At 71.3% G+C, this 18,956-nt stretch carries 17 protein-coding genes and 1 pseudogene; 13 read left to right on the forward strand and 5 right to left on the reverse strand.

Annotated elements, in window-relative coordinates; genetic code table 11:
* Positions 1 to 24: 24 nt before the first annotated feature.
* Positions 25 to 864, reverse strand: a complete 840-nt coding sequence (locus tag ACFVQG_RS00800; protein ID WP_383375255.1) for a helix-turn-helix transcriptional regulator — start codon at positions 862 to 864, stop codon at positions 25 to 27.
* A gap of 233 nt (positions 865 to 1,097) precedes the next feature.
* On the opposite strand from ACFVQG_RS00800, the gene ACFVQG_RS00805 reads away from it, so the two are divergent.
* Positions 1,098 to 2,042, forward strand: coding sequence for an SDR family oxidoreductase (locus ACFVQG_RS00805; protein ID WP_383375257.1), 945 nt, complete (start codon positions 1,098 to 1,100; stop codon positions 2,040 to 2,042).
* Between the two features lie 73 nt (positions 2,043 to 2,115).
* On the opposite strand, the gene ACFVQG_RS00810 is transcribed toward ACFVQG_RS00805, so the two are convergent.
* Positions 2,116 to 2,715 carry a TetR/AcrR family transcriptional regulator gene (locus ACFVQG_RS00810; RefSeq protein WP_383375259.1) on the reverse strand — a complete coding sequence of 200 codons (600 nt, stop codon included), beginning with the start codon at positions 2,713 to 2,715 and terminating at the stop codon, positions 2,116 to 2,118.
* Between the two features lie 117 nt (positions 2,716 to 2,832).
* Between ACFVQG_RS00810 and ACFVQG_RS00815 the strand changes: the two genes are divergently transcribed.
* The 4 genes from ACFVQG_RS00815 (at position 2,833) to ACFVQG_RS00830 (ending at position 6,686) form a co-directional block, all read left to right on the forward strand.
* Positions 2,833 to 3,570, forward strand: a complete 738-nt coding sequence (locus ACFVQG_RS00815) for an SDR family NAD(P)-dependent oxidoreductase (RefSeq protein ID WP_383375260.1) — start codon at positions 2,833 to 2,835, stop codon at positions 3,568 to 3,570.
* A 35-nt stretch (positions 3,571 to 3,605) separates the two neighbouring features.
* Positions 3,606 to 4,355 carry an SDR family oxidoreductase gene (locus ACFVQG_RS00820; protein WP_383375262.1) on the forward strand — a complete coding sequence of 250 codons (750 nt, stop codon included), beginning with the start codon at positions 3,606 to 3,608 and terminating at the stop codon, positions 4,353 to 4,355.
* A 172-nt stretch (positions 4,356 to 4,527) separates the two neighbouring features.
* Positions 4,528 to 5,538: a helix-turn-helix domain-containing protein gene (locus ACFVQG_RS00825; RefSeq protein ID WP_383375264.1), complete on the forward strand. Its 1,011-nt coding sequence runs from the start codon at positions 4,528 to 4,530 to the stop codon at positions 5,536 to 5,538.
* Positions 5,539 to 5,687: 149 nt separating this feature from the next.
* Positions 5,688 to 6,686 (forward strand): hypothetical protein, encoded by a 999-nt coding sequence (locus ACFVQG_RS00830; protein ID WP_383375266.1) that lies wholly within the window; start codon positions 5,688 to 5,690, stop codon positions 6,684 to 6,686.
* A gap of 178 nt (positions 6,687 to 6,864) precedes the next feature.
* Here the strand turns inward: ACFVQG_RS00830 and ACFVQG_RS00835 are convergent, their stop codons facing one another.
* Positions 6,865 to 8,511 carry a glycoside hydrolase family 27 protein gene (locus ACFVQG_RS00835; RefSeq protein WP_383375268.1) on the reverse strand — a complete coding sequence of 549 codons (1,647 nt, stop codon included), beginning with the start codon at positions 8,509 to 8,511 and terminating at the stop codon, positions 6,865 to 6,867.
* 349 nt (positions 8,512 to 8,860) lie between these two features.
* Here ACFVQG_RS00835 and ACFVQG_RS00840 point away from each other — a divergent pair, with 349 nt between their 5' ends.
* On the forward strand, positions 8,861 to 10,468 hold the full coding sequence (locus ACFVQG_RS00840) for a glycoside hydrolase 43 family protein (protein WP_383375270.1): 1,608 nt from the start codon (positions 8,861 to 8,863) through the stop codon (positions 10,466 to 10,468).
* Between the two features lie 117 nt (positions 10,469 to 10,585).
* Here the strand turns inward: ACFVQG_RS00840 and ACFVQG_RS00845 are convergent, their stop codons facing one another.
* Positions 10,586 to 11,599, reverse strand: a complete 1,014-nt coding sequence (locus tag ACFVQG_RS00845) for a LacI family DNA-binding transcriptional regulator (protein WP_383375272.1) — start codon at positions 11,597 to 11,599, stop codon at positions 10,586 to 10,588.
* A gap of 209 nt (positions 11,600 to 11,808) precedes the next feature.
* On the opposite strand from ACFVQG_RS00845, the gene ACFVQG_RS00850 reads away from it, so the two are divergent.
* The 5 genes and pseudogenes from ACFVQG_RS00850 (at position 11,809) to ACFVQG_RS00870 (ending at position 16,038) form a co-directional block, all read left to right on the forward strand.
* Positions 11,809 to 12,774, forward strand: coding sequence for a glycoside hydrolase family 6 protein (locus ACFVQG_RS00850; RefSeq protein WP_383375274.1), 966 nt, complete (start codon positions 11,809 to 11,811; stop codon positions 12,772 to 12,774).
* A gap of 291 nt (positions 12,775 to 13,065) precedes the next feature.
* Positions 13,066 to 13,531: pseudogene (locus tag ACFVQG_RS00855) on the forward strand (transposase); the annotation flags it as partial.
* A 456-nt stretch (positions 13,532 to 13,987) separates the two neighbouring features.
* Positions 13,988 to 14,980 carry a dihydroxyacetone kinase subunit DhaK gene (dhaK, locus tag ACFVQG_RS00860; protein WP_383375277.1) on the forward strand — a complete coding sequence of 331 codons (993 nt, stop codon included), beginning with the start codon at positions 13,988 to 13,990 and terminating at the stop codon, positions 14,978 to 14,980.
* A gap of 46 nt (positions 14,981 to 15,026) precedes the next feature.
* Positions 15,027 to 15,635, forward strand: coding sequence for a dihydroxyacetone kinase subunit DhaL (dhaL, locus tag ACFVQG_RS00865; protein ID WP_383375279.1), 609 nt, complete (start codon positions 15,027 to 15,029; stop codon positions 15,633 to 15,635).
* Positions 15,628 to 16,038, forward strand: a complete 411-nt coding sequence (locus ACFVQG_RS00870; protein ID WP_383375281.1) for a PTS-dependent dihydroxyacetone kinase phosphotransferase subunit DhaM — start codon at positions 15,628 to 15,630, stop codon at positions 16,036 to 16,038. The genes dhaL and ACFVQG_RS00870 overlap by 8 nt, the downstream gene beginning before the upstream one ends.
* 114 nt (positions 16,039 to 16,152) lie before the next feature.
* Here ACFVQG_RS00870 and ACFVQG_RS00875 read toward each other — a convergent pair whose 3' ends face one another.
* Positions 16,153 to 16,839: a glycoside hydrolase family 75 protein gene (locus tag ACFVQG_RS00875; RefSeq protein WP_383375283.1), complete on the reverse strand. Its 687-nt coding sequence runs from the start codon at positions 16,837 to 16,839 to the stop codon at positions 16,153 to 16,155.
* Positions 16,840 to 17,219: 380 nt separating this feature from the next.
* Here ACFVQG_RS00875 and ACFVQG_RS00880 point away from each other — a divergent pair, with 380 nt between their 5' ends.
* Together ACFVQG_RS00880 and ACFVQG_RS00885 are read left to right on the forward strand one after the other, a co-directional pair.
* Entirely contained in the window at positions 17,220 to 18,200 is a 981-nt protein-coding gene (locus tag ACFVQG_RS00880; protein WP_383375285.1) for a fibronectin type III domain-containing protein, read from the forward strand.
* A 200-nt stretch (positions 18,201 to 18,400) separates the two neighbouring features.
* The gene (locus ACFVQG_RS00885; RefSeq protein ID WP_383375287.1) at positions 18,401 to 18,943 is read left to right on the forward strand and encodes a hypothetical protein; all 543 of its coding nucleotides are present in this window, start codon (positions 18,401 to 18,403) and stop codon (positions 18,941 to 18,943) included.
* Positions 18,944 to 18,956 lie beyond the last annotated feature (13 nt).

Consider the following 18,956-nt stretch of genomic DNA (forward strand, 5'->3'; position numbering starts at 1 on the left):
GCTCTGGCGGAGCGCGAGGGGGGTTCAGCGCAACGCCTGCGCTCCGATGACGGACAGCAACCGCAACTTCTCGTAGCTCTCGCTGCCGGGTACGGCGGTGTAGACGAGCAGGAAGTGCGACTGGTCGGGATCGAGGAGCGTCTGACACGTCAGCTCCAGGGCTCCGACCTCGGGATGGACGAAGTGCTTCACCTCACGGGGCCGGATACCGACCTCGTGGGCGTCCCACACCCGCCGGAACTCCTCACTCCGCGCCAGCAGCAGATCGGCGTAGTGAGCCGCCCGCGACCCGGGTCCCCGCAGCGTGGCCACCCCGCGCAGACCCGAGACGAACATGCGCGTGAGGAACTCATGCTCCTCGGGGGCGTAGAGCCGCCGGGCCGCGGGGTCGGTGAACCACCGGTAGCCGAGGCTGCGGGCCGGGCCGCTGTAGCCGGTCAGGTCACCGGTGAGCGCGACGCCGAGCGGGGTCTGCCGCAGCGTCTCACCCAGCTCGGTGACGATCTCCGCGGGAGTGTCGTACAAGCGGTCGAGGATCCGCAGCAGGCCGGGGCCGATGTAGTCACTGTCGGCGCCCCTCGGGGGCGGGGTGTGTCCGGCGAGCCGGAACAGGTGGTCGCGCTCGTCGAGGGAGAGGTGGAGCCCCTGCGCGATGGAGGCGATCATCTGCTCGGACGGCTGGGGCCCGCGCTCCCGCTCCAGCCGGGCGTAGTAGTCGGTGGACATGTGACACAGCACGGCCACTTCCTCCCGCCGCAGCCCGCTGGTCCTGCGGCGCCGCCCCCGCGGAAGGCCGACGTCCTCGGGCTGCATCGCCTCCCGACGGCGCCGCAGGAACTCCGCCAGCCCTGTCCGATCGATCACCGTGCGCACCTCCTCCGACACCCCTTTCTACCGTCGCCGCATCCCGGCAGCCACGGATCGTCAGTCCCCCCTTCACGCGTTGCGCCCGCACCCCGCGCCGCCCGAGGCTGGATGACGTACCCAGGGCGGGGCGATCCACCACCCATCGGCCAGGCGCGCGCCCGCACCACCCACCGCCGCGGAGCCTGCTTCCAGTACGGCGGAGACGACGACACAACCCAGGAGTGGGCCCCATGCCACGCACCCCCATCGACATCAGCGTCCCCGACCTGTCCGGCAAGCGTGCCGTCGTCACCGGCGCGAGCGACGGCATCGGGCTGGGCCTCGCCACACGGCTGGCGGCGGCCGGGGCGGAAGTACTCCTGCCGGTACGCAACCCACGCAAGGGCGAGGCCGCGCTCACCGCGATCCGCCGGACCGCCCCGCACGCGGACGTGTCGCTCCGCGACCTCGACCTCTCCTCCCTCGCCTCCGTCGAGGCCCTCGGCAAGACCCTGCGCGAGGAGGGTCGGCCGATCCACATCCTCATCAACAACGCGGGCGTCATGACCCCACCCGACCGGCAGACGACGGCCGACGGCTTCGAACTCCAGTGGGGCACCAACCACCTGGGCCACTTCGCCCTGCTGGCCCACCTCCTGCCGCTCCTGCGCGCCGGACACGCCCGCGTCACCTCCCAGATCAGCGTCGCCGCCAGGCAGGGCGCCATCAACTGGGACGACCTCAACTGGGAACGCTCCTACGACGGCATGAAGGCCTACAGCCAGTCGAAGATCGCCTTCGGACTCCTCGCCCTCGAACTCGACCGGCGCAGCCGGGCCGACGGCTGGGACATCACCAGCAACCTCTCCCACCCCGGCGTCGCCCCGACCAGCCTCCTCGCCGCCCGCCCCGAGGTCGGCCGCGCCAAGGACACGCTGGGGGTACGCCTGATCCGGGCCCTGTCCGCCCGCGGCATCGTCGTCGGCACGGTCGAGACCGCGAAACTGCCCGCCCTGTACGCCGCCACGTCCGCGGACGCCGAGCGGGGCCGCTTCTACGGCCCGCGCGGTCTGGGGCACTTGGGCGGACCCCCTGGGGAACAGCAGCTCTACTCGCGCCTGCGCGGCACCGAGGAGGCCCAGCGCGTCTGGCAGGTCTCGGAACAGCTCACGAGGGTCTCCTTCCCCAGCAGTTGAGAAGGGCAAGGCGTCCTGAAGCGACCCGGGACGTCGAGAGCGGCCCCGGCATCGCACCGGGTGCCGGAGGGCGTCACGCGCGCAGCGCGTCGACCGCCGTGTCGATCGCGGCCAGGGCCGCCGTCCTGTCGAGGCCCGCCCGGGAGACGAGTGAGAGGCCCTGGACGATGTAGAGCAGGAGCTGGGCCTGGGCCTCGGGGGTTGCGGTGTCGGTGACTTCGCCGGTGGCCTGGGCACGGCGCAGGGCGTCGGTGACGATGTCGGTGAAGCGGCGGTAGGAGCTGGCGACGATCTCCGTCGCCTCGCTGTCGTGGGGAACGAGTTCCGCGGTGGTGTTGCCGACCAGGCAGCCCTGCGGGGTGCCCAGGTCGGAGATCAGCTCGTCCAGACGGGCCGGGTGGGTCAGGATCTCGCGCAGGCCGGGCAGGAGGGGAGAGGTGTCGAGGGTGGCGGTCAGGTGCCGCTCGTACACCTCCCAGTAGAGCTTGACGGCATCGAGGTAGAAGCGGCGCTTGTCCCCGAACGTGCCGTAGAGGCTGCCGCGCTCCACGGACAGCGCGTCGACCAGGTTCTGGATCGAGGTCGCGCCGTACCCCCGGGACCAGAACAGCTCCAGCGCGCGTACCAGCGTCTGGTCCTTGTCGAACTCTCGGGGGCGTCCTGTTCTTGCCACGTGTCCGAGACTACTACTTCTTGACAGGGCGTTCAAGAAGTCATAGCTTCCGGCACATCACTTCTTGAACGGCTGCACAGAAGTCGGTCGCTCATGTGTCGCACGAAGGGCGAGGCAATGGAACTGGCAGGAAAGACGGCGCTCATCACCGGGTCCGGGGCAGTCGGCGGACTCGGGCACGCGACGGCCCGCGCGCTGTCCGCGGAGGGGGCCGACGTGGTCCTCACCGGCGTCGATCCGGCGCGGGGTGCCCAGGTCGTGGACGACCTGCGTGCGGGCGGCGGCGTGGTGCGCTTCGTCGCGGCGGACCTGTCCGACCCGGCGGCCGTACAGCGGCTGGCCGAGGACGCCGGGGCCGTGGACATACTGATCAACAACGCGAGCGTCATGATGTTCGGCCCGACCACCGAGCAGGACATCGCGAGCCATGACGCCGCCTTCGCCGTCAATGTGCGCGCCCCGTTCCTGCTCACCGCGCTGCTCGCGCCGAAGATGGCCGCGGGCGGTGGCGGCAGCATCGTCAACGTCAGCTCCACCGCGGCCGGTCTCGGCCTGCCGGGCATGGCCCTCTACGGCGCCACCAAGGCAGCCCTCGAATCGCTGACCCGCACCTGGGCGGCCGAGTTCGCCGAGTCGAACGTACGCGTGAACGCCGTCGCCCCGGGTCCGATGCGCACCTCGAAGGTGGTCGCGGCGATGGGCCCGGACCTGGGCGGCATGGGTCTGACCACCGCCCTCAAGCGCACCTCCGACCCGGCCGAGGTGGCCCAGGTGATCGCCTTCCTCGCCAGTGACCGGGCCAGCTACGTGACCGGGGCGGTCGTGGCCGCCGACGGTGGCCGGACCGCGGTCTGAACGCGGGCCGGGACCGAACGAGCAGGAGGAAGACCATGGGTCGTCTCGAAGGCAAGCACGCACTGATCACCGGAGGGACGAGCGGCATCGGGCTGGAGACCGCCCGCGAGTTCCTCGCCGAGGGAGCGTCCGTCGCGATCACCGGCCGCTCGCGGGAGAGGCTGGCGGCAGCCGCCCGGGAGCTGGAGGCACCGCTGCTGACCCTCGTCAGCGACGCGGGCGACGTACCCGGCCAGGCGTCGCTCGCGGCGCGACTGCAAGCGGAGTGGCCCAAGCTCGACATCCTGATGAGCAACGCCGCCGACGTCACGCATCTCCCGGTCGAGGCATGGACGGAGGAGGCGTTCGACAGGATCCTCGCGACCAATCTCAAAGCGCCGTTCTTCTTGGTCAAGTCACTGTTGCCCCTCTTCTCGAAGCAGTCCTCGATCATCCTCGTCGGCTCGGTGTCCGCCTACGTCGGGCACGAGAACGCGACGGTCTACGGCGCGTCCAAGGCGGGCCTGCTGTCCTACGCCCGCGGCCTGACGTACGAGCTGAAGGATCACGGGATCCGTGTCAACGGACTGAGCCCGGGGCCGACGGTCACCAACGCGCTCAGCCCCCTCGGCCCCGAGCGTCAGGCGGCCGTCTACGAGGAACTCCGGCGGACCGTGCCCCTGCACCGCCTCGGAAGCGCCACCGAGCTGGCGAAGGCGGCCGTCTACCTCGCCTCGGACGAGTCCGCCTACACCGCCGGAACCGTGCTGCGCGTCGACGGCGGCATCGGGGAACTGGCGTACTGAGTCCCGTCCAACGGGCCAGCGGAGCGGCCCTGTCCGGCTCCTGAAGCGTGGCGCCACGGGGTGCCACGGGGTCCGGTCCCGGACCAGCCCGTACGGGTTGGTCCGGGACCCCATGGCCAGATGACCCTGCACCTACTACTCAGCCAACTCCTGTGCCGGGCAGTATCGTTGTATGTCCAGTCTCAGCAAGATGGCAGGGAAGGACGCCACGGCGGCGAGTCCGGTGGTGGCGGTGGACACCGACGACATTCCGGTGCCGGACCGCTTCGGCTGGTGGAACGACATGGTCGGCCACGAGGTCATGCCCGTGTCGACCCGGAGTCCGCACGCGAACCGTTTCCGGGGCTGGGTAGAGGCAGTGGGGCTCCCGCACAGCCAGGTCGCGGCCTTCGACTTCTCTCCCATGACCGCACAGCGTTCCCCTGCCCACATCCGCCGTGCAGACCCCGAGGCCTACTTCCTGTTCCTGGTCCGGGAGAGCACGGTCCGTCTGGAACAGGCCCGCGGCGTCGTGTGCCTCGGTCCCGGAGACATGACCCTGTTCTCCAGCTCAAGGCCGCTGACCTGCGATTTCAAGGACAACGGGGGCCCCGTCCGGCTGACCCTCCTGCGCCTCCCCCGCGCTCTCCTCCCCCTGGCCGACGGCCGCGCCGACCGCCTGCTGGCCGAGCCGCTGCCCGGCAAGTCCGGCTCCGGTGCCCTGCTGGGCTCGTATCTGACCTCCCTGCCGGAGGCCGCCCGCACCACGGGCCCCGCCGAGCTCGCCCGGCTCGGCGCCATCGGGGTGGACCTGGCCGCGTCCCTTCTCGCGGCGCGGATCGGCGACCAGCACTCGCTCCCCGCCGAAACGCGCAGGACGGCACTCCTCGCCCGGATCAGCGCCTTTATCGATCACCACCTCACCGACCCGTCGCTGGACCCGGCGGCCATCGCCGCCCACCACCACATCTCCGTACGCACCCTCCACCACCTCTTCCAGAGCGAGCCGGAGTCCGTCGCCGCAGCCATCCGGCGCCGCCGCCTGGAGCGTTGCCACGCCGATCTCACCGAGCCCCGCCTGCACCACCGCACGATCGGCGAGACCGCCCTGCGCTGGGGCTTCCGCCACCCCGCGGACTTCAGCCGGGCCTTCCGCAGGACGTACGGGGTCTCGCCGAGCGAGGTCCGGGCCACCGTGCGCTGAATGCACAGGACGTCTGCGCGCTCGGCCAAAGACCAGGCCGCCCGGCGCAGGTGACATTAGGCGTGCCACGCCGAATGTCGCGTGCATGGCCATGACGAAATCCGTACTCGGGGCCTCGACGGCGCCGCGCATCGGAACCGGGGGAGCGCATGGAGACATCTGAACTGGCCGCCATGGCCGTCGCGATGATGACCGCGACGGCGACCGGAGCAGCGGGCGGAGTCGGCCAGAGCGCCGGAACCGCGGTCGCTGAGGCCCTACGCACCCGGCTGGTCTCAACGGAGCGGGGACGGGCGGCCCTGGACACGTTGCACCAGGCCCCGGAGGACCCTGCTGCACAGGAGACGGCACGGTCCGTGGTCCAGGAGGAGATCGAGGCGGATCCGGAACTGCGGCATCAGTTGCGGTTGCGGCTGACCGCACCGAGCACCCACACCACGGGCAGCCTGCTGATCACCAGCAGCCAGGTGTCGCGCAGCCACATCGCCCTCGGCCCGCTGACCGTCAACAACACCCGGGGCGGGCGGGCCGTCATCGCCTTGGGGGCCGTTCTGCTCCTGGCCCTGGTCGTGCTGGCCGTGTACGGGGGCACCAGCCTGATCGTGGTCGACGACTCCCCCGAGTCGGCGCAGGACGACAGCGCCCGCCATGCCGTGCGAGCCCTGAACGTCAGCGAGGTCAAGCGGGTGGTTCCGGACCTGACGAGCATGCCCTCCGGCTGGGAGAGATCCGGCTCCCTCAGGACCGGCGAGGACGAGGACAACGGGTGCTCAGGGGCCCAGGCGAGATTCGCCACCGCCTACGGACGCGACAGTACGGGGACGGTGGTTCACGCACTGTTCACGGTGTGGTCCTGCCCTCGCGTGGAGGTGAGCGCGAGCGGCTTCGAGGTAACCCGGTCGGGCATCGCCAACAACAACAGGGCGACGGAGATCCCCCTCCCGGAACTCGGCGACCAGCGCGCCGCGCTCACCCACTACAACGCCGACCTCGACGAGACGACAGCCCATGCCGTGCTCCGCGTCGGCACGGTCCTCGTCAAGCTGGAATACGATCCGGTGCTGCCCGATGACCCAGAATGGAGCACGGAGTTCGAGCAACTGGCCTCGATGATCGCCACCCGCGCCCAGCAGGTCCAAAACGCCTGACCCGCCGAAGCCTGCGCGGAAACCCGCCGAAGCCTGCGCGGAAACCCGCCGAAGCCTGCGCGGAAACCCGCCGGGTACTGCGGTGCCCGACCACGGCCCGTGTCCGCCCGGGAGATCTCCCGGGCGGACACTGCGCTCAGCCGTTGTCACTCTGGCCCTGGGCCCAGTGCCGTGTCGCTCACGCGCGGGTCCACTTCTGGTTGGCCTGGCCGTTGCAGGTCCACAGCACCAGCGGGGTCCCGTTGGCGGTGGCGGCCCCGCTGGCGTCGAGGCACAGTCCGGAGTGGACGTTGCGGAGCGAGCCGTCGGAGCCGACGGTCCACTTCTGGTTGTTCTGGCCGTTGCAGGGCCAGGTGATGACACGGGTGCCGTTGGTGGTGCCCTGGTTGTAGGCGTCCAGGCACTTGTCGCCGTAGACGCGGATCTCGCCGCCCGCCCAGGTGGTCCACAGCTGGTTGGCGGCCGTGTGGCAGTCCCACAGCAGAGTCGCGGCGCCAGCGGCGGTGGAGGCGTTGTCCACGTCCACGCAGCGGCCGGAGGCGTTGCCCCGCAGGCGTGAGGTGGTGGCGGCCAGCGGGCTGCCGCCGCTCACCCGGTACACGGCGACACCGTGCGCGGGGACGCTCGCCGAGATCTGCCCGGACGTGCTCGACGTGCCGCCGGTCCACAGGTCGGTGAGGGTGAACGACCCTCCGCCCAGGCCGATCTGGGCGGCCGTCGTGGTGACCGTCGCCGCGTTCCCGCCCCGGTTGAACAGCCCCACCGCCACCGAACCGTCCGCCAGGGGCTTGGCGAACACCTCGGTGTTGCCGTCGTCGCGCACCCGGCGTCCGCCCGCGCCCAGGGAGTCCTGGTTCACCGCCAGCAGGCGCGGGTTGCGCAGGATCGCGCTGACGTCGGCGGACATCGTGCGGATGTCGTTGCCCGCCATCAGCGGGGCACTCATCAGCGCCCACAGGGCGAAGTGGGAGCGGGACTCGGTCAGCGACAGGCCGGGGCGGCCGACGACCAGCATGTCGGGGTCGTTCCAGTGCCCCGGGCCGGACTGTGCGGCCAGCGGCGCGTTGACGTCCACGACGTTGCCGACGCCCATCGGGTAGCTGTTGGTGTTGCCGTTCTGCCAGATGTCGAGCAGGTCCTCGGTCGTCCGCCACAGGTCGGCGACCTCGCCCCAGTCGTACGTGGACCCCGTGATGGCGTGGAAGCTGTTGGGGTTGATGCTGTAGACGATCGGCCGACCGGTGGCGCGCAGGGCATCGCGCATCAGCGAGAACCGCGCGACCTGCTCGTCACGCGTACCGCTCGAGGAACACCAGTCGTACTTGAGGTAGTCGACCCCCCATGAGGCGAACGTGTTGGCGTCCTGGACCTCGTGGCCCCTGCTGCCCGTGGAACCCGGGTAGGTGCCCACGGTCTGTGCGCAGGTGCGCTCGCCCGGCACCTGGTAGATGCCGAACTTCAGGCCCTTGCTGTGGATGTAGTCCCCGAGGGCCTTCATCCCGCTCGGGAACTTCGTCGGGTTGGCCCGCAGGTTGCCCTGCGCGTCACGCTGCGGGTCGAACCAGCAGTCGTCGACCACCACGTACTGGTAGCCGGCGTCCCGCATGCCCGAGGACACCATCGCGTCGGCGGCCTGGCGGACCTGGGCCTCGGTGATTCCGCACCCGAAGCTGTTCCAGCTGTTCCACCCCAGCGGTGGGGTGAGCGCCGGACTGCCCGGCGCGGCCGTGGCGGTGGACTGCGCTGAGGCCGTCACGGACGCGGCCACCGTCAGCGCGGCGGCCGTGAGGAGGCGGAACAGTCGTCCGCCTGATCGTCTGGGCACCGGGACTCCTTCTGCAGGAGAGAGAGGAGAAGACAGGGAAGTTCGAAATTTCGATCGACGTTCGGAAACTTCAGACGCCCCACGGATACTAGGGAGGCGCCCGGTGATGTCAACACCTCCCCCAGGAACAGGATCTGTCGCGCGATCAGGAGGGTGGAGCAAGGCCGAGCCATCCCCGAACCCACACCCGGCCCCTCGAACATTTCGAAGCGGCACACGACTTACGCGAGAGAGGTTGACGGGCCACACCAGCCTCCTATCATCCGTGATGCTCGACACGTCGCACCATGTTCGCCATTTCGAACACGACAGAGCCCCTCCCACCGATGAACTCGAGGCGAATACCTCCATGGATCTGTCATGGTCACACCAACCTCTCACTCGTCGCCGCACACTCGCGGCCGCCACCGGCCTGGCCGCCGGCGCCCTCCTTCCTGCCGCGCCCGCCCTCGCGACCGCGGCGCAGTACACGAACCCGGTGATCTGGCAGGACTTCGCGGACATCGACATCATTCGCGTCGGCGACACCTACTACGCCTCGGCCTCGACGATGCACTACTCGCCGGGCGCGCCCGTGCTGCGGTCGTACGACCTGGTGAACTGGGAGATCGCCGGCCACTCGGTACCCGTCCTCGACTTCGGCGCCAAGTACGACCTGAACGGCGCCCGCGGCTACGTCAGGGGAATCTGGGCCTCGTCACTGGCCTACCGGCCCAGCAACCGGACCTTCTACTGGCTCGGCCAGATCGACTTCGCCCGGACGTACCTCTACACCGCCACCGCGGTGGAGGGGCCGTGGAGCAGACTGACGACGATCAGCACCCCCTACTACGACGCCGGGCTGCTCGTCGACACCGACGACACCCTCTACGTGGCATACGGCAACACCACCATCAGCGTGGCCCAGCTCTCGCCCGACGGCCGCAACCAGGTCCGTACGCAGGAGGTGTTCAGGACACCGTCCAGCGTCGGCACCCTGGAGGGCGCCCGGTTCTACAAGATCAACGGGCAGTACTACATCTTCCTGACCCGCCCCGCGAACGGCCAGTACATCCTCAAGTCCTCGAGTCCCTTCGGCCCGTACACCATGCGGCAGGTCCTGCTCGACCTGCGCGGACCGATCCCCGGCGGCGGCGTCCCCCACCAGGGCGGGCTGGTGCGGACGCAGAGCGGCGCCTGGTACTACATGGCCTTCGTCGACGCCTACCCCGGCGGCCGTATGCCCGCCCTGGCACCGATCACCTGGACCGCGGACGGCTGGCCCGTCGTACAGCTCGTCAACGGCGCGTGGGGCACCACCTATCCCAGTCCGGCCGTACCCACTCCGCCCCGCCAGGTCACCCCGATGACCGGCGTCGACACCTTCGACGGTACGACCCTCAAACCGAGATGGGAGTGGAACCACAACCCCGACAACACCAAGTGGTCGGTCGGCGGCGGCCTGACGCTGCGGACCGCGACCGTCACCCACGACCTCTACTGGGCCCGCAACACCCTCACGCACCGCATCCAGGGCCCCACCTCCACCGCCACGGCCCATCTCGACCACTCCGCGATGCGGGACGGCGACCGGGCCGGGCTCGCGCTGCTGCGTGACTCCTCCGCCTGGATCGGCCTCAAACGCGACGGCGGTGCGACACGGGTGGTGATGGTGACCGGGCTGACCATGGACAGCAACTGGAACACCACCGGCACCGGCACCGAGATCGCGAGCGCGCCCGTCTCCGGCGGCCAGGTCTGGCTGCGCGCGAACGCGGACATCCGCCCTGGCGCACCGCGCCCCGGGACCTTCTCCTACAGCACCGACGGCATCACGTTCACCCGTCTCGGACCCGCCTTCTCCATGGGCAACGACTGGCGGTTCTTCATGGGCTACCGGTTCGCCCTCTTCAACCACGCCACCCAGGCCCTCGGCGGCGCGGTCCGCGTCACACGGTTCGAGGTGTCCACACCCTGAACCCAGCCATCGACCGCACCGCCCGGCCGCGCCCCGCACCGGCCCGCCCCCATCGGGAGAACCACGAGCCCGCTGCGTCAGCCCGGTCTTCGCCGGGCGTCCGTCGTGAGCGTGCGGTCAGGCGCTGGCCCGGACGGCCAGGCGGGTGGGGAGGATGAGCGGGGTGGGGTCCTGCCCGTTGACGAGCGCGACGAGCATGCGCGCCATCTCCCGTCCGAGAGCTTCTATGGGCTGATGGACGGTGGTGAGCGGCGGATCGGCGATCTGGGCGGCCGTCAGGTCGTCGAAGCCGACCACGGCGATGTCGGCGGGGACCCGTCGGCCAGCCTCCCGCACGGTGCGCAGCGCTCCCGCCGCCATGTTGTCGTTGGCGGCGAACACTCCGTCCACGTCGGGGTGTTCCGCCAGCAGCGCGGCCATGGCGGCGGCTCCGCTGCGCTCCGTGAAGTCCCCCTCCAGCGGCGGGAACGGATCGAGACCGACGCCCAGCATGGCGTCCCGGTAGCCGCGGTACCGGGCGCGCCCGGCCTCGGTGTCCAGACGCCCGCAGATCACGGCCACGCGCCTGCGGCCGAGTGAGACCAGATGCTCGGTCGCCTCGCGCGCTCCGCCGACGTTGTCCACGTCCACGTACCACCGGGGAGCCGAACCGACCGGGCGCCCGCCGAACACGACGGGCATCTGCGCCTCGTCGGCCATCCGGGTCAGCGGATCGTCCTCGCGCAGCGCCATCAGCATCACACCGTCCGCGCCCCTGGACCGCAAAAGCTCCTCGACCCGCTTGCGGCCCCGGTCGGAAGCGGCCAGGCACAGCATCAGATGCAGGTCCGCCTCGTCCAGGGCGGCCGACGCCCCCACGATCACCCGGGCGAAGAACGGATCGGCGAAGATCGACGGGTCCTCTCCCGAGATGACCAGGGCAGCCGCTCCCGTCTGACGGGTGGCCAGCGCGCGGGCGGTCGGATTGGGTACGTAGCCGAGTTGCCGCACGGCCCGTTCGACGGCCTCGCGCTTGGCGCGGCTGACGTGCGGGGCGTTGTTGAGGGCGCGGGAGGCCACGGAACGGGAAACACCGGCGCGTTCGGCCACCTCGTCGAGCGTCGGATGCCGACGCGGCGCTGCTTCTGCCATGGCCCGTGAGTCTTTCACAGGCGGGGAGCACTCAGGGACGCACGATATGGGACCGCTTCCAGTCCAGCAGGTCTACAGGACCTCCGTTCCTCTGTGAAATTCGCATGCCGCGCCGACCATTGACAGCTCAACCACCCACCCAGACGATTGGGACCGCTTCCAGTGGGAGCGCTCCCAATGCACACCTCCTATGAAACCGAGGTACTGCCTTGAGCCGCAGACTCCGCACTCTGATGGCAGCACTCTGTGCTCTGCCGCTGGCGTTCGCCGCCGCCCCCTCCGCCCACGCGGCCGACCCCACCACCATGACCAGCGGGTTCTACGTGGACCCCGACTCGAGCGCGAAGCGGTGGGCGACCGCCAACCCCGGCGACGGCCGGGCCGCCGCGATCAACGCCTCCATCGCCAACACACCGATGGCCCGCTGGTTCGGCTCCTGGAGCGGCACCATCGGCACCGCGACAGGCGCCTACGCCGGAGCGGCGGACTACCGCGACAAGCTGCCCATCCTCGTCGCCTACAACATCTACCACCGCGACTACTGCGGCGGGCACTCCGCCGGGGGAGCCGCCTCGCCGTCCGCCTACGCCAGTTGGATCGCTCAGTTCGCCGGAGGCATCGCGGCCCGTCCGGCCGTCGTCATCCTCGAACCGGACTCCCTCGGCGACTACGGCTGCATGAACCAGGCCCAGATCGACGAACGTGAGGCCATGCTCACCGGTGCCCTCGCCGAGTTCAGCCGCCAAGCCCCCAACACCTGGGTCTACATGGACGCCGGGAACCCGCGCTGGGCCGACGCGGCGACCATGGCCCGGCGCCTCCACGAAGCCGGTCTCCGCCAGGCCCACGGCTTCTCGCTCAACGTCTCCAACTACATCACCACCGCCGAGAACACCGCCTACGGCAACGCCGTCAACAACGAACTGGCCGCCCGCTACGGCTACACCAAGCCGTTCGTCGTGGACACCAGCCGCAACGGCAACGGCTCCAACGGCCAGTGGTGCAACCCCTCCGGCCGCCGCATCGGCACGCCCACCCAGACGGGCGGGGGCGCCGAGATGCTCCTGTGGATCAAGACCCCGGGCGAGTCCGACGGCAACTGCGGTGTCGGCACCGGCTCCACGGCTGGCCAGTTCCTCCCCGAGGTCGCCTACAAGATGATCTACGGCTACTGATCCAGGACGCCCGCCGCCCGCACCGGCGACCGGCAGTCCGCCGGGGCGGCGGGCGCTCCCCCGACCCTCTCACCGGAGAGGGGCCAGCGTGATCCCCCCTGCCCAGCACCGGCGAGGAATGGGACGCCGTCTGCAACGTCGACGCAGAGGTGCAGTAGGCAGCGGACGGCTCCCGGTGGAGCACGAGACGCTCGGCCTGTTGTCTCGTAGGTCTGGTCACAGGAAACCGTCAGTCGCGGCCGTGGACCGTGTCGGACGAACTGTGGTCGCTGATCGCGCCGTTGCTGCCGATCGCACGTGCGCGCCGCCCGACGGGGCCCAGAAGCGGTCCCAGCCCAGCCGACCGAGCGCGTCCGGGCAGCAAGCATCCCCTCATCGTCAACAGCCTGGGCATCCCGCTCGCGGTGTCGCTGACTGGCGGAAACCGCAACGACATCACCCAGATTGAGCCGCCGCTCGACAAGATTCCCGCCGTCGCGGGGCAGGTCGGCAGACCCCGCCGACGCCCCGACGCGCTGCTGGCCGACCGCGACTACGACCACGACAAGTACCGCCGCCTCTCCGGCGACGAGGGATCCGCCCGGTGATCGCGAAGAGAGGCGAGCCACACGGCACTGGCCTGGGCCTCTTCCGCTGCGTCGTCGAGTGCACGATCGCCTGGCTCCACGGCTTCCGCCGCCCGCGCCTCCGCTGGGAACGACGCGCGGACATCCACGAAGCCTTCCTCGGCCTCGCCGTCTGCCTGATCACCCCCCGCCCTGGAGGCACTACGGGGACGCGACTGAGCGTCGGCGACTGCTCCAGCCGGGGATCACTCCGCGGATCAGCCGGGGCGCCGCGCACGGCTCCAGTCCGGGCCAGAGCAACCGTCAGCCCGGCGACAGGCACGGCAGCCGCCACCCGTGCGCGGCGGCGCCTCGCAGAGGCAGCGTCCTGGTCTCCGTTCCCCCCGCCGTCGCCCCTAGAGCACCGACGGCGTGACCTTCGCTGCCGCAAGACCGATACTGCCATGGGCAGGCACCACATGGCCCGACACATGTTCACCCGCGGGACCTGACGGGCCGTCGCTGAAGTCGGCGTCAGAGCGGCGTCAGGACCGCCAGGCCCCGCGTCGGAGCGTCATAACCGCCGAGATCGAAATCCGACCCTACATACTTTGACCTCGTGCAACGCAGGTCGAGAGCCCGCTTGCCAGTCTCTACAGGAGGTACCCATGAAGATGCTCATCAACGTCCCCGAAACCGTGGTCGCGGACGCCCTGCGGGGCATGGCGGCGGCCCATCCCGAGTTGACCGTCGACGTGGAGAACCGGGTGATCGTACGGCGGGACGCGCCCGTCGCGGGGAAGGTCGGGCTGGTGTCCGGCGGTGGGTCGGGGCATGAGCCGTTGCACGGGGGGTTCGTGGGGCCGGGGATGCTGTCGGCGGCGTGTCCTGGTGAGGTGTTCACCTCGCCGGTGCCGGACCAGATGGTGCGGGCGGCCGCGGCGGTGGACAGTGGGGCCGGGGTGCTGTTCATCGTGAAGAACTACACCGGGGACGTGCTCAACTTCGACATGGCCGCTGAACTCGCCGAGGACGAGGGCGTCCAGATCGCCAAGGTCCTCATCAATGACGACGTGGCGGTCACCGACAGCCTCTACACCGCCGGGCGGCGCGGCACCGGCGCGACGCTGTTCGTGGAGAAGATCGCGGGCGCGGCGGCCGAGGAGGGGCAGCCGCTGGAGCGGGTGGAGGCGATCGCCCGGCAGGTGAACGACAGTTCCCGCAGCTTCGGGGTGGCGCTCAGTGCCTGTACGACGCCCGCCAAGGGTTCTCCCACCTTCGATCTGCCCGCCGGTGAGCTGGAGTTGGGCATCGGTATCCACGGGGAGCCGGGGCGGGAGCGGCGGCCGATGATGACCTCGGGTGAGATCGCCGACTTCGCGGTCAACGCGGTGCTGGAGGATCTCAACCCGCGCAATCCCGTCCTGGTGCTCGTCAACGGCATGGGCGCCACCCCGCTGCTGGAACTGTACGGCTTCAACGCCGAGGTGCAGCGGGTGCTCGCCGAGCGCGGCGTCGCCGTCGCCCGCACCCTCGTCGGCAACTACGTCACCTCGCTCGACATGGCGGGCGCCTCCGTCACCCTCTGCCAGATCGACGAGGACCTGCTGCGCCTGTGGGACGCGCCGGTGCGCACGCCGGGTCTGCGCTGGGGCATGTGACGCGGCGGCCGGAGCGGGCAACGTACCTACCACGCAAGGAGATCCAGTGCTCGACGCCCAGTTCTTCCGCCGTTGGATGACGGCGACCGCCGCCTCCGTCGACCGCGAGGCGGAACGGCTCACCGCCCTTGACTCCCCCATCGGCGACGCCGACCACGGCAGCAATCTCCAGCGCGGGTTCACCGCCGTCGCGGCCACGCTGGAGAAGGAGGCCCCGGACACACCGGGCGCCGTCCTCATCCTCGCCGGGCGGCAGTTGATCTCCACCGTCGGCGGGGCGTCCGGGCCGCTCTACGGCACCCTGCTGCGCCGCACCGGCAAGGCGCTCGGCGACGCCGCCGAGGTCGACGCGGCCCAGCTCACCGAGGCGTTGCGCACGGGGGTGGATGCCGTGATGCAGCTCGGCGGGGCCGCGCCCGGCGACAAGACGATGATCGACGCGCTCGTCCCGGCGGTGGACGCCCTCGGTGACTCGTTCGCCGCCGCCCGGTCCGCCGCCGAGCAGGGCGCCGAGGCCACGACCCCGTTGCAGGCCCGCAAGGGCCGGGCCAGTTACCTCGGTGAGCGGAGCATCGGGCACCAGGACCCGGGCGCCACCTCGTCGGCCCTGCTGATCGCCGCGCTGGCGGAGACCGCGGACGGCGTCGATGAGTGACGACAAGCTGGTCGGGATCGTGCTCGTCTCGCACAGCGCCGAAGTCGCGTCGTCCGTGGCCGAGTTGGCGCGCGGGCTCGCGGGGGGCGGTACCGCGGTGCCGGTGGCCCCCGCGGGCGGCACCGAGGGCGGCGGGCTCGGCACCAGCGCCGAACTGATCGCCGCAGCCGCCGCCTCCGTGGACCGCGGCGCGGGAGTCGCCGTCCTGACCGACCTGGGCAGTGCCGTCCTCACCGTGAAGGCCCTGCTAGCCGAGGGTGACGAACTCCCCGACGGCACCCGGCTGATCGACGCCCCGTTCGTCGAGGGCGCGGTCGCCGCTGTCGTCACGGCGGCCACCGGCGCCGACCTGGACGCCGTGGCCGGGGCCGCGGCGGATGCGTACACCTATCGGAAGGTCTGACCCCGCGAGACGGAGGACCAGCCGGTCCAGCCGCCGCCCGCCGAGGCCGAGCACGTCGTCGCCGACAGCTCGGCCTCGGCGGGCGGTGTCCGTCCCGCACACCGGCCACACCGCTCAGTCGTCCTGCCCGCCATCCTCCACGAACTCCCGCGCCAGCCTCTCCCCCTCCTTCACCGCCAGCGCGGGGTCCTCGATGGGCGACACCCGCGAGCCCTTGAACACGATGTAGGTGACGCCGGAGTCCGTGCCGCCGCCCCACGGGTCGGCCCGGATGCCGAGGGCCCGGGCGGTGGCGTACGACGCCTCGCCGATGATGTCCCGCGGCCCGGTGTCGCCGACGACGGCGTACCGCACCCGGTCGCGGTACACGACGGCCACCACCGAGCCGCCGCGCACGCCGTGGGCGCGGTAGTCCCAGGTGGGGCTCGGCACGGGCACGACGACGTACGGCAGGCGTTCGGCGTCCAGGTAGCGGCCGTCGGACTGGGGGAAGGCGGTGGTGGCGGAGAAGTACGGGTCGGTACGGCTGTTGCAGCGGGCGCCGGGGCGGCCGTCGCAGTCGATGTCCATGTCCGCCTCCCAGTGGACGGTGGCCGGGGTGCCGCAGACGGGGACCGTCGCGGGTGTCCCGACGTCGGTGCGGTAGCGGCCCCGGGAGATCTGGTCGCACTCGGCGACCCGGGCCAGCAGATCGGCGGCGCGCACCTCGCCCGGCGGGGCGGGGTCGGCGGCGATGGGCAGCGCCGCCGGGGCGAGGAGGGCGGCGCTCGCCGCGGCCAGCATCAGCGACAGGAACCGCACGATGAGGGACCCTTCCGTCGGGGACAGTGACGGTCACTCGGCCAAATCTGTCGTTGATTCGATCGGGCAGCCACCGATGGACGGACGGTCGGCGCGCGGTTCGGGTGCGTCCGGGAACTCGGGGCAGGGGCCGGGCGCCTGAGCCCTGGTCAGGGTTCGGCCGCCCGGCCGCCCACGTCGGCGCGGGATCAGCGACGACAGCGGTCCGCGCCTTCGGGCGTGAACTCCCCGGTCCTCGGGGTCAGTTCGCGCCGCGAGAGGTCTCAGCATACGTAACGCCCCGGGATGCTCGGTAACGCCGCCCCCTTGATGTGATCGCGTCATTAGCGCACGCTATTGGTCCGGACCATTGCCGTCAGCGCGCCCCGGGAGGCAGAGTCGTGCGACACGCTGGAGTTCCTCCGTTCGTGGTCTGCGGCACCCTGCTGCTGGTCGCCTCCTGCGCGTGGGGCGGGGGTTCCGGCGACGCGGGCGAACGGCCGCCGGGCGCGCCCACCGGCGTGACGGCCGAGGCGGGCAGCGCGACCAGCGTCCATGTCATGTGGAACGCCGTCGCCGCGGAGCCGGGCATCTCCGCGTACGAGGTGTACCGCGGCGGCACGAAGGTCCAGGACGTGCCCGCCTCCGAGCACATGGCCGACGTCACCCGGCTGACCCCCGGCACCGCCTACGTCTTCACCGTGCGGGCCCGCGACACCGAGGGGCGGCTCGGGCCGCGCAGCCGGGAGGTCAGGGCGACCACGCCCGCGGCGGTCGCGGCGGACGGCTCCGCGCCCTCCCGGCCGGGCTCGGCACACGGCCGGGCGGCGGGCAGCCGGGCCGCCCAGCTGTCCTGGACGGCGTCGAAGGACGACCGGGGAGTGGTCTCGTACGACGTCTTCCAGGGGGACACCAAGATCCACAGTGTGGGCGGGAGCCAGACCGCGACGGTGGTGACGGGGCTGCGGCCCGGCACGCGGTACGCCTTCACCGTCCGGGCCCGGGACGCGGCGGACAACGTCTCGCCCGCCAGTGCCGTCGTCCGGCTCACCACCGCGCCCGGCTCCGACGACGGCCGCGGCACCGCGCCCACCGCCTTCCGGGCGACGACCCGGCAGGCGGACGGCGCCTGGCACATCGACCTGTCCTGGGTGCCACCCCGGGCGGACGGGGTGATCACCGAGTACGAGGTCCAGCTCGACGGGCGCGCGGCCACCTCGCTCGTCTTCGGCGGGACCGCGCCGCGCGACCGGGCCACGTACAGCTTCTACGCCGGGCAGGAGGCCGGGGTGAGCCATCGGGTGCGGATCCGGGCCAAGCTGCCGGACGGCACCTGGGGCGGCTACTCCGCGGAGCGCACGGTGACCACCGGCCGCCCCTGACGCGGGCCGGGGGCGACCACCGTCCGGCCGGTTCTGCAACCGCCGTGCGCCGGACGAAGGAATCCGTCACCTGCCCGGTGGCCGTCCGGATGCGGGACGGGTCGCGGGCGCTTTGGCTGCCACTGAGGCAGCACGGGCGTTCCCCGACCCAGGCGGCGCAAGGGATGTACCGCCAACCGTGCCGCCGGAGGGACACTCCCATGCGAACCATCAAGGCACTCACCCGCTCCGGCCTGACCGTGGCAGCCGCCGCCGCGCTGCCGCTCGCCCTGGCCGCCGGGCCGACCGCGGCCGTCTCGGGCATCTCGGTCAGCACCAGCGGCTCCACGGTGTCGGTGACGACCAGCGCCTGCACCCAGGTCAACGGCAACTGGGGTACCGCCTCCCTGCTCAACAGCAGCCAGGCGAACTTCTCCCAGGGCCGCCAGGTGCCCCTGTCGGGCACCAGCGCGCTCCAGTCGGCCGCCTGGTCGAACGTCAGCCCGGGCACGTACACGGTCATCGTGATGTGCTCCGACAACACCACCGCGGGCACCCAGTCCGTGATCGTCTCCTCGCCACCGACCACTCCGACCCCGACCGCGACCGCCTCGCCGTCGCGCGGTGTGATGGGCGGGTTCGGCAGCACCACCAAGGACTACGGCACCATCACCCTGGTGGCGGGCGGCGTCCTGGTCGCCACCGGAGGCGTCGCGGCGGCCTGGTTCCTGCGCCGCCGCGCCTCCAAGCCGTACCGCCTCTGACGCCCGGCGGCCC

The organism is Streptomyces sp. NPDC057877, assembly GCF_042796855.1.
Taxonomy (GTDB): Bacteria; Actinomycetota; Actinomycetes; order Streptomycetales; family Streptomycetaceae; genus Streptomyces.

Coding starts and splice junctions, on each gene's coding strand:
- ACFVQG_RS00805 (WP_383375257.1), top strand. CDS start 1,098: ATGCCACGCACCCCCATCGACATCAGCGTCCCCGACCTGTCCGGCAAG.
- ACFVQG_RS00815 (WP_383375260.1), top strand. CDS start 2,833: ATGGAACTGGCAGGAAAGACGGCGCTCATCACCGGGTCCGGGGCAGTC.
- ACFVQG_RS00820 (WP_383375262.1), top strand. CDS start 3,606: ATGGGTCGTCTCGAAGGCAAGCACGCACTGATCACCGGAGGGACGAGC.
- ACFVQG_RS00825 (WP_383375264.1), top strand. CDS start 4,528: ATGTCCAGTCTCAGCAAGATGGCAGGGAAGGACGCCACGGCGGCGAGT.
- ACFVQG_RS00830 (WP_383375266.1), top strand. CDS start 5,688: ATGGAGACATCTGAACTGGCCGCCATGGCCGTCGCGATGATGACCGCG.
- ACFVQG_RS00840 (WP_383375270.1), top strand. CDS start 8,861: ATGGATCTGTCATGGTCACACCAACCTCTCACTCGTCGCCGCACACTC.
- ACFVQG_RS00845 (WP_383375272.1), bottom strand. CDS start 11,599: ATGGCAGAAGCAGCGCCGCGTCGGCATCCGACGCTCGACGAGGTGGCC.
- dhaK (WP_383375277.1), top strand. CDS start 13,988: ATGAAGATGCTCATCAACGTCCCCGAAACCGTGGTCGCGGACGCCCTG.
- ACFVQG_RS00870 (WP_383375281.1), top strand. CDS start 15,628: ATGAGTGACGACAAGCTGGTCGGGATCGTGCTCGTCTCGCACAGCGCC.
- ACFVQG_RS00885 (WP_383375287.1), top strand. CDS start 18,401: ATGCGAACCATCAAGGCACTCACCCGCTCCGGCCTGACCGTGGCAGCC.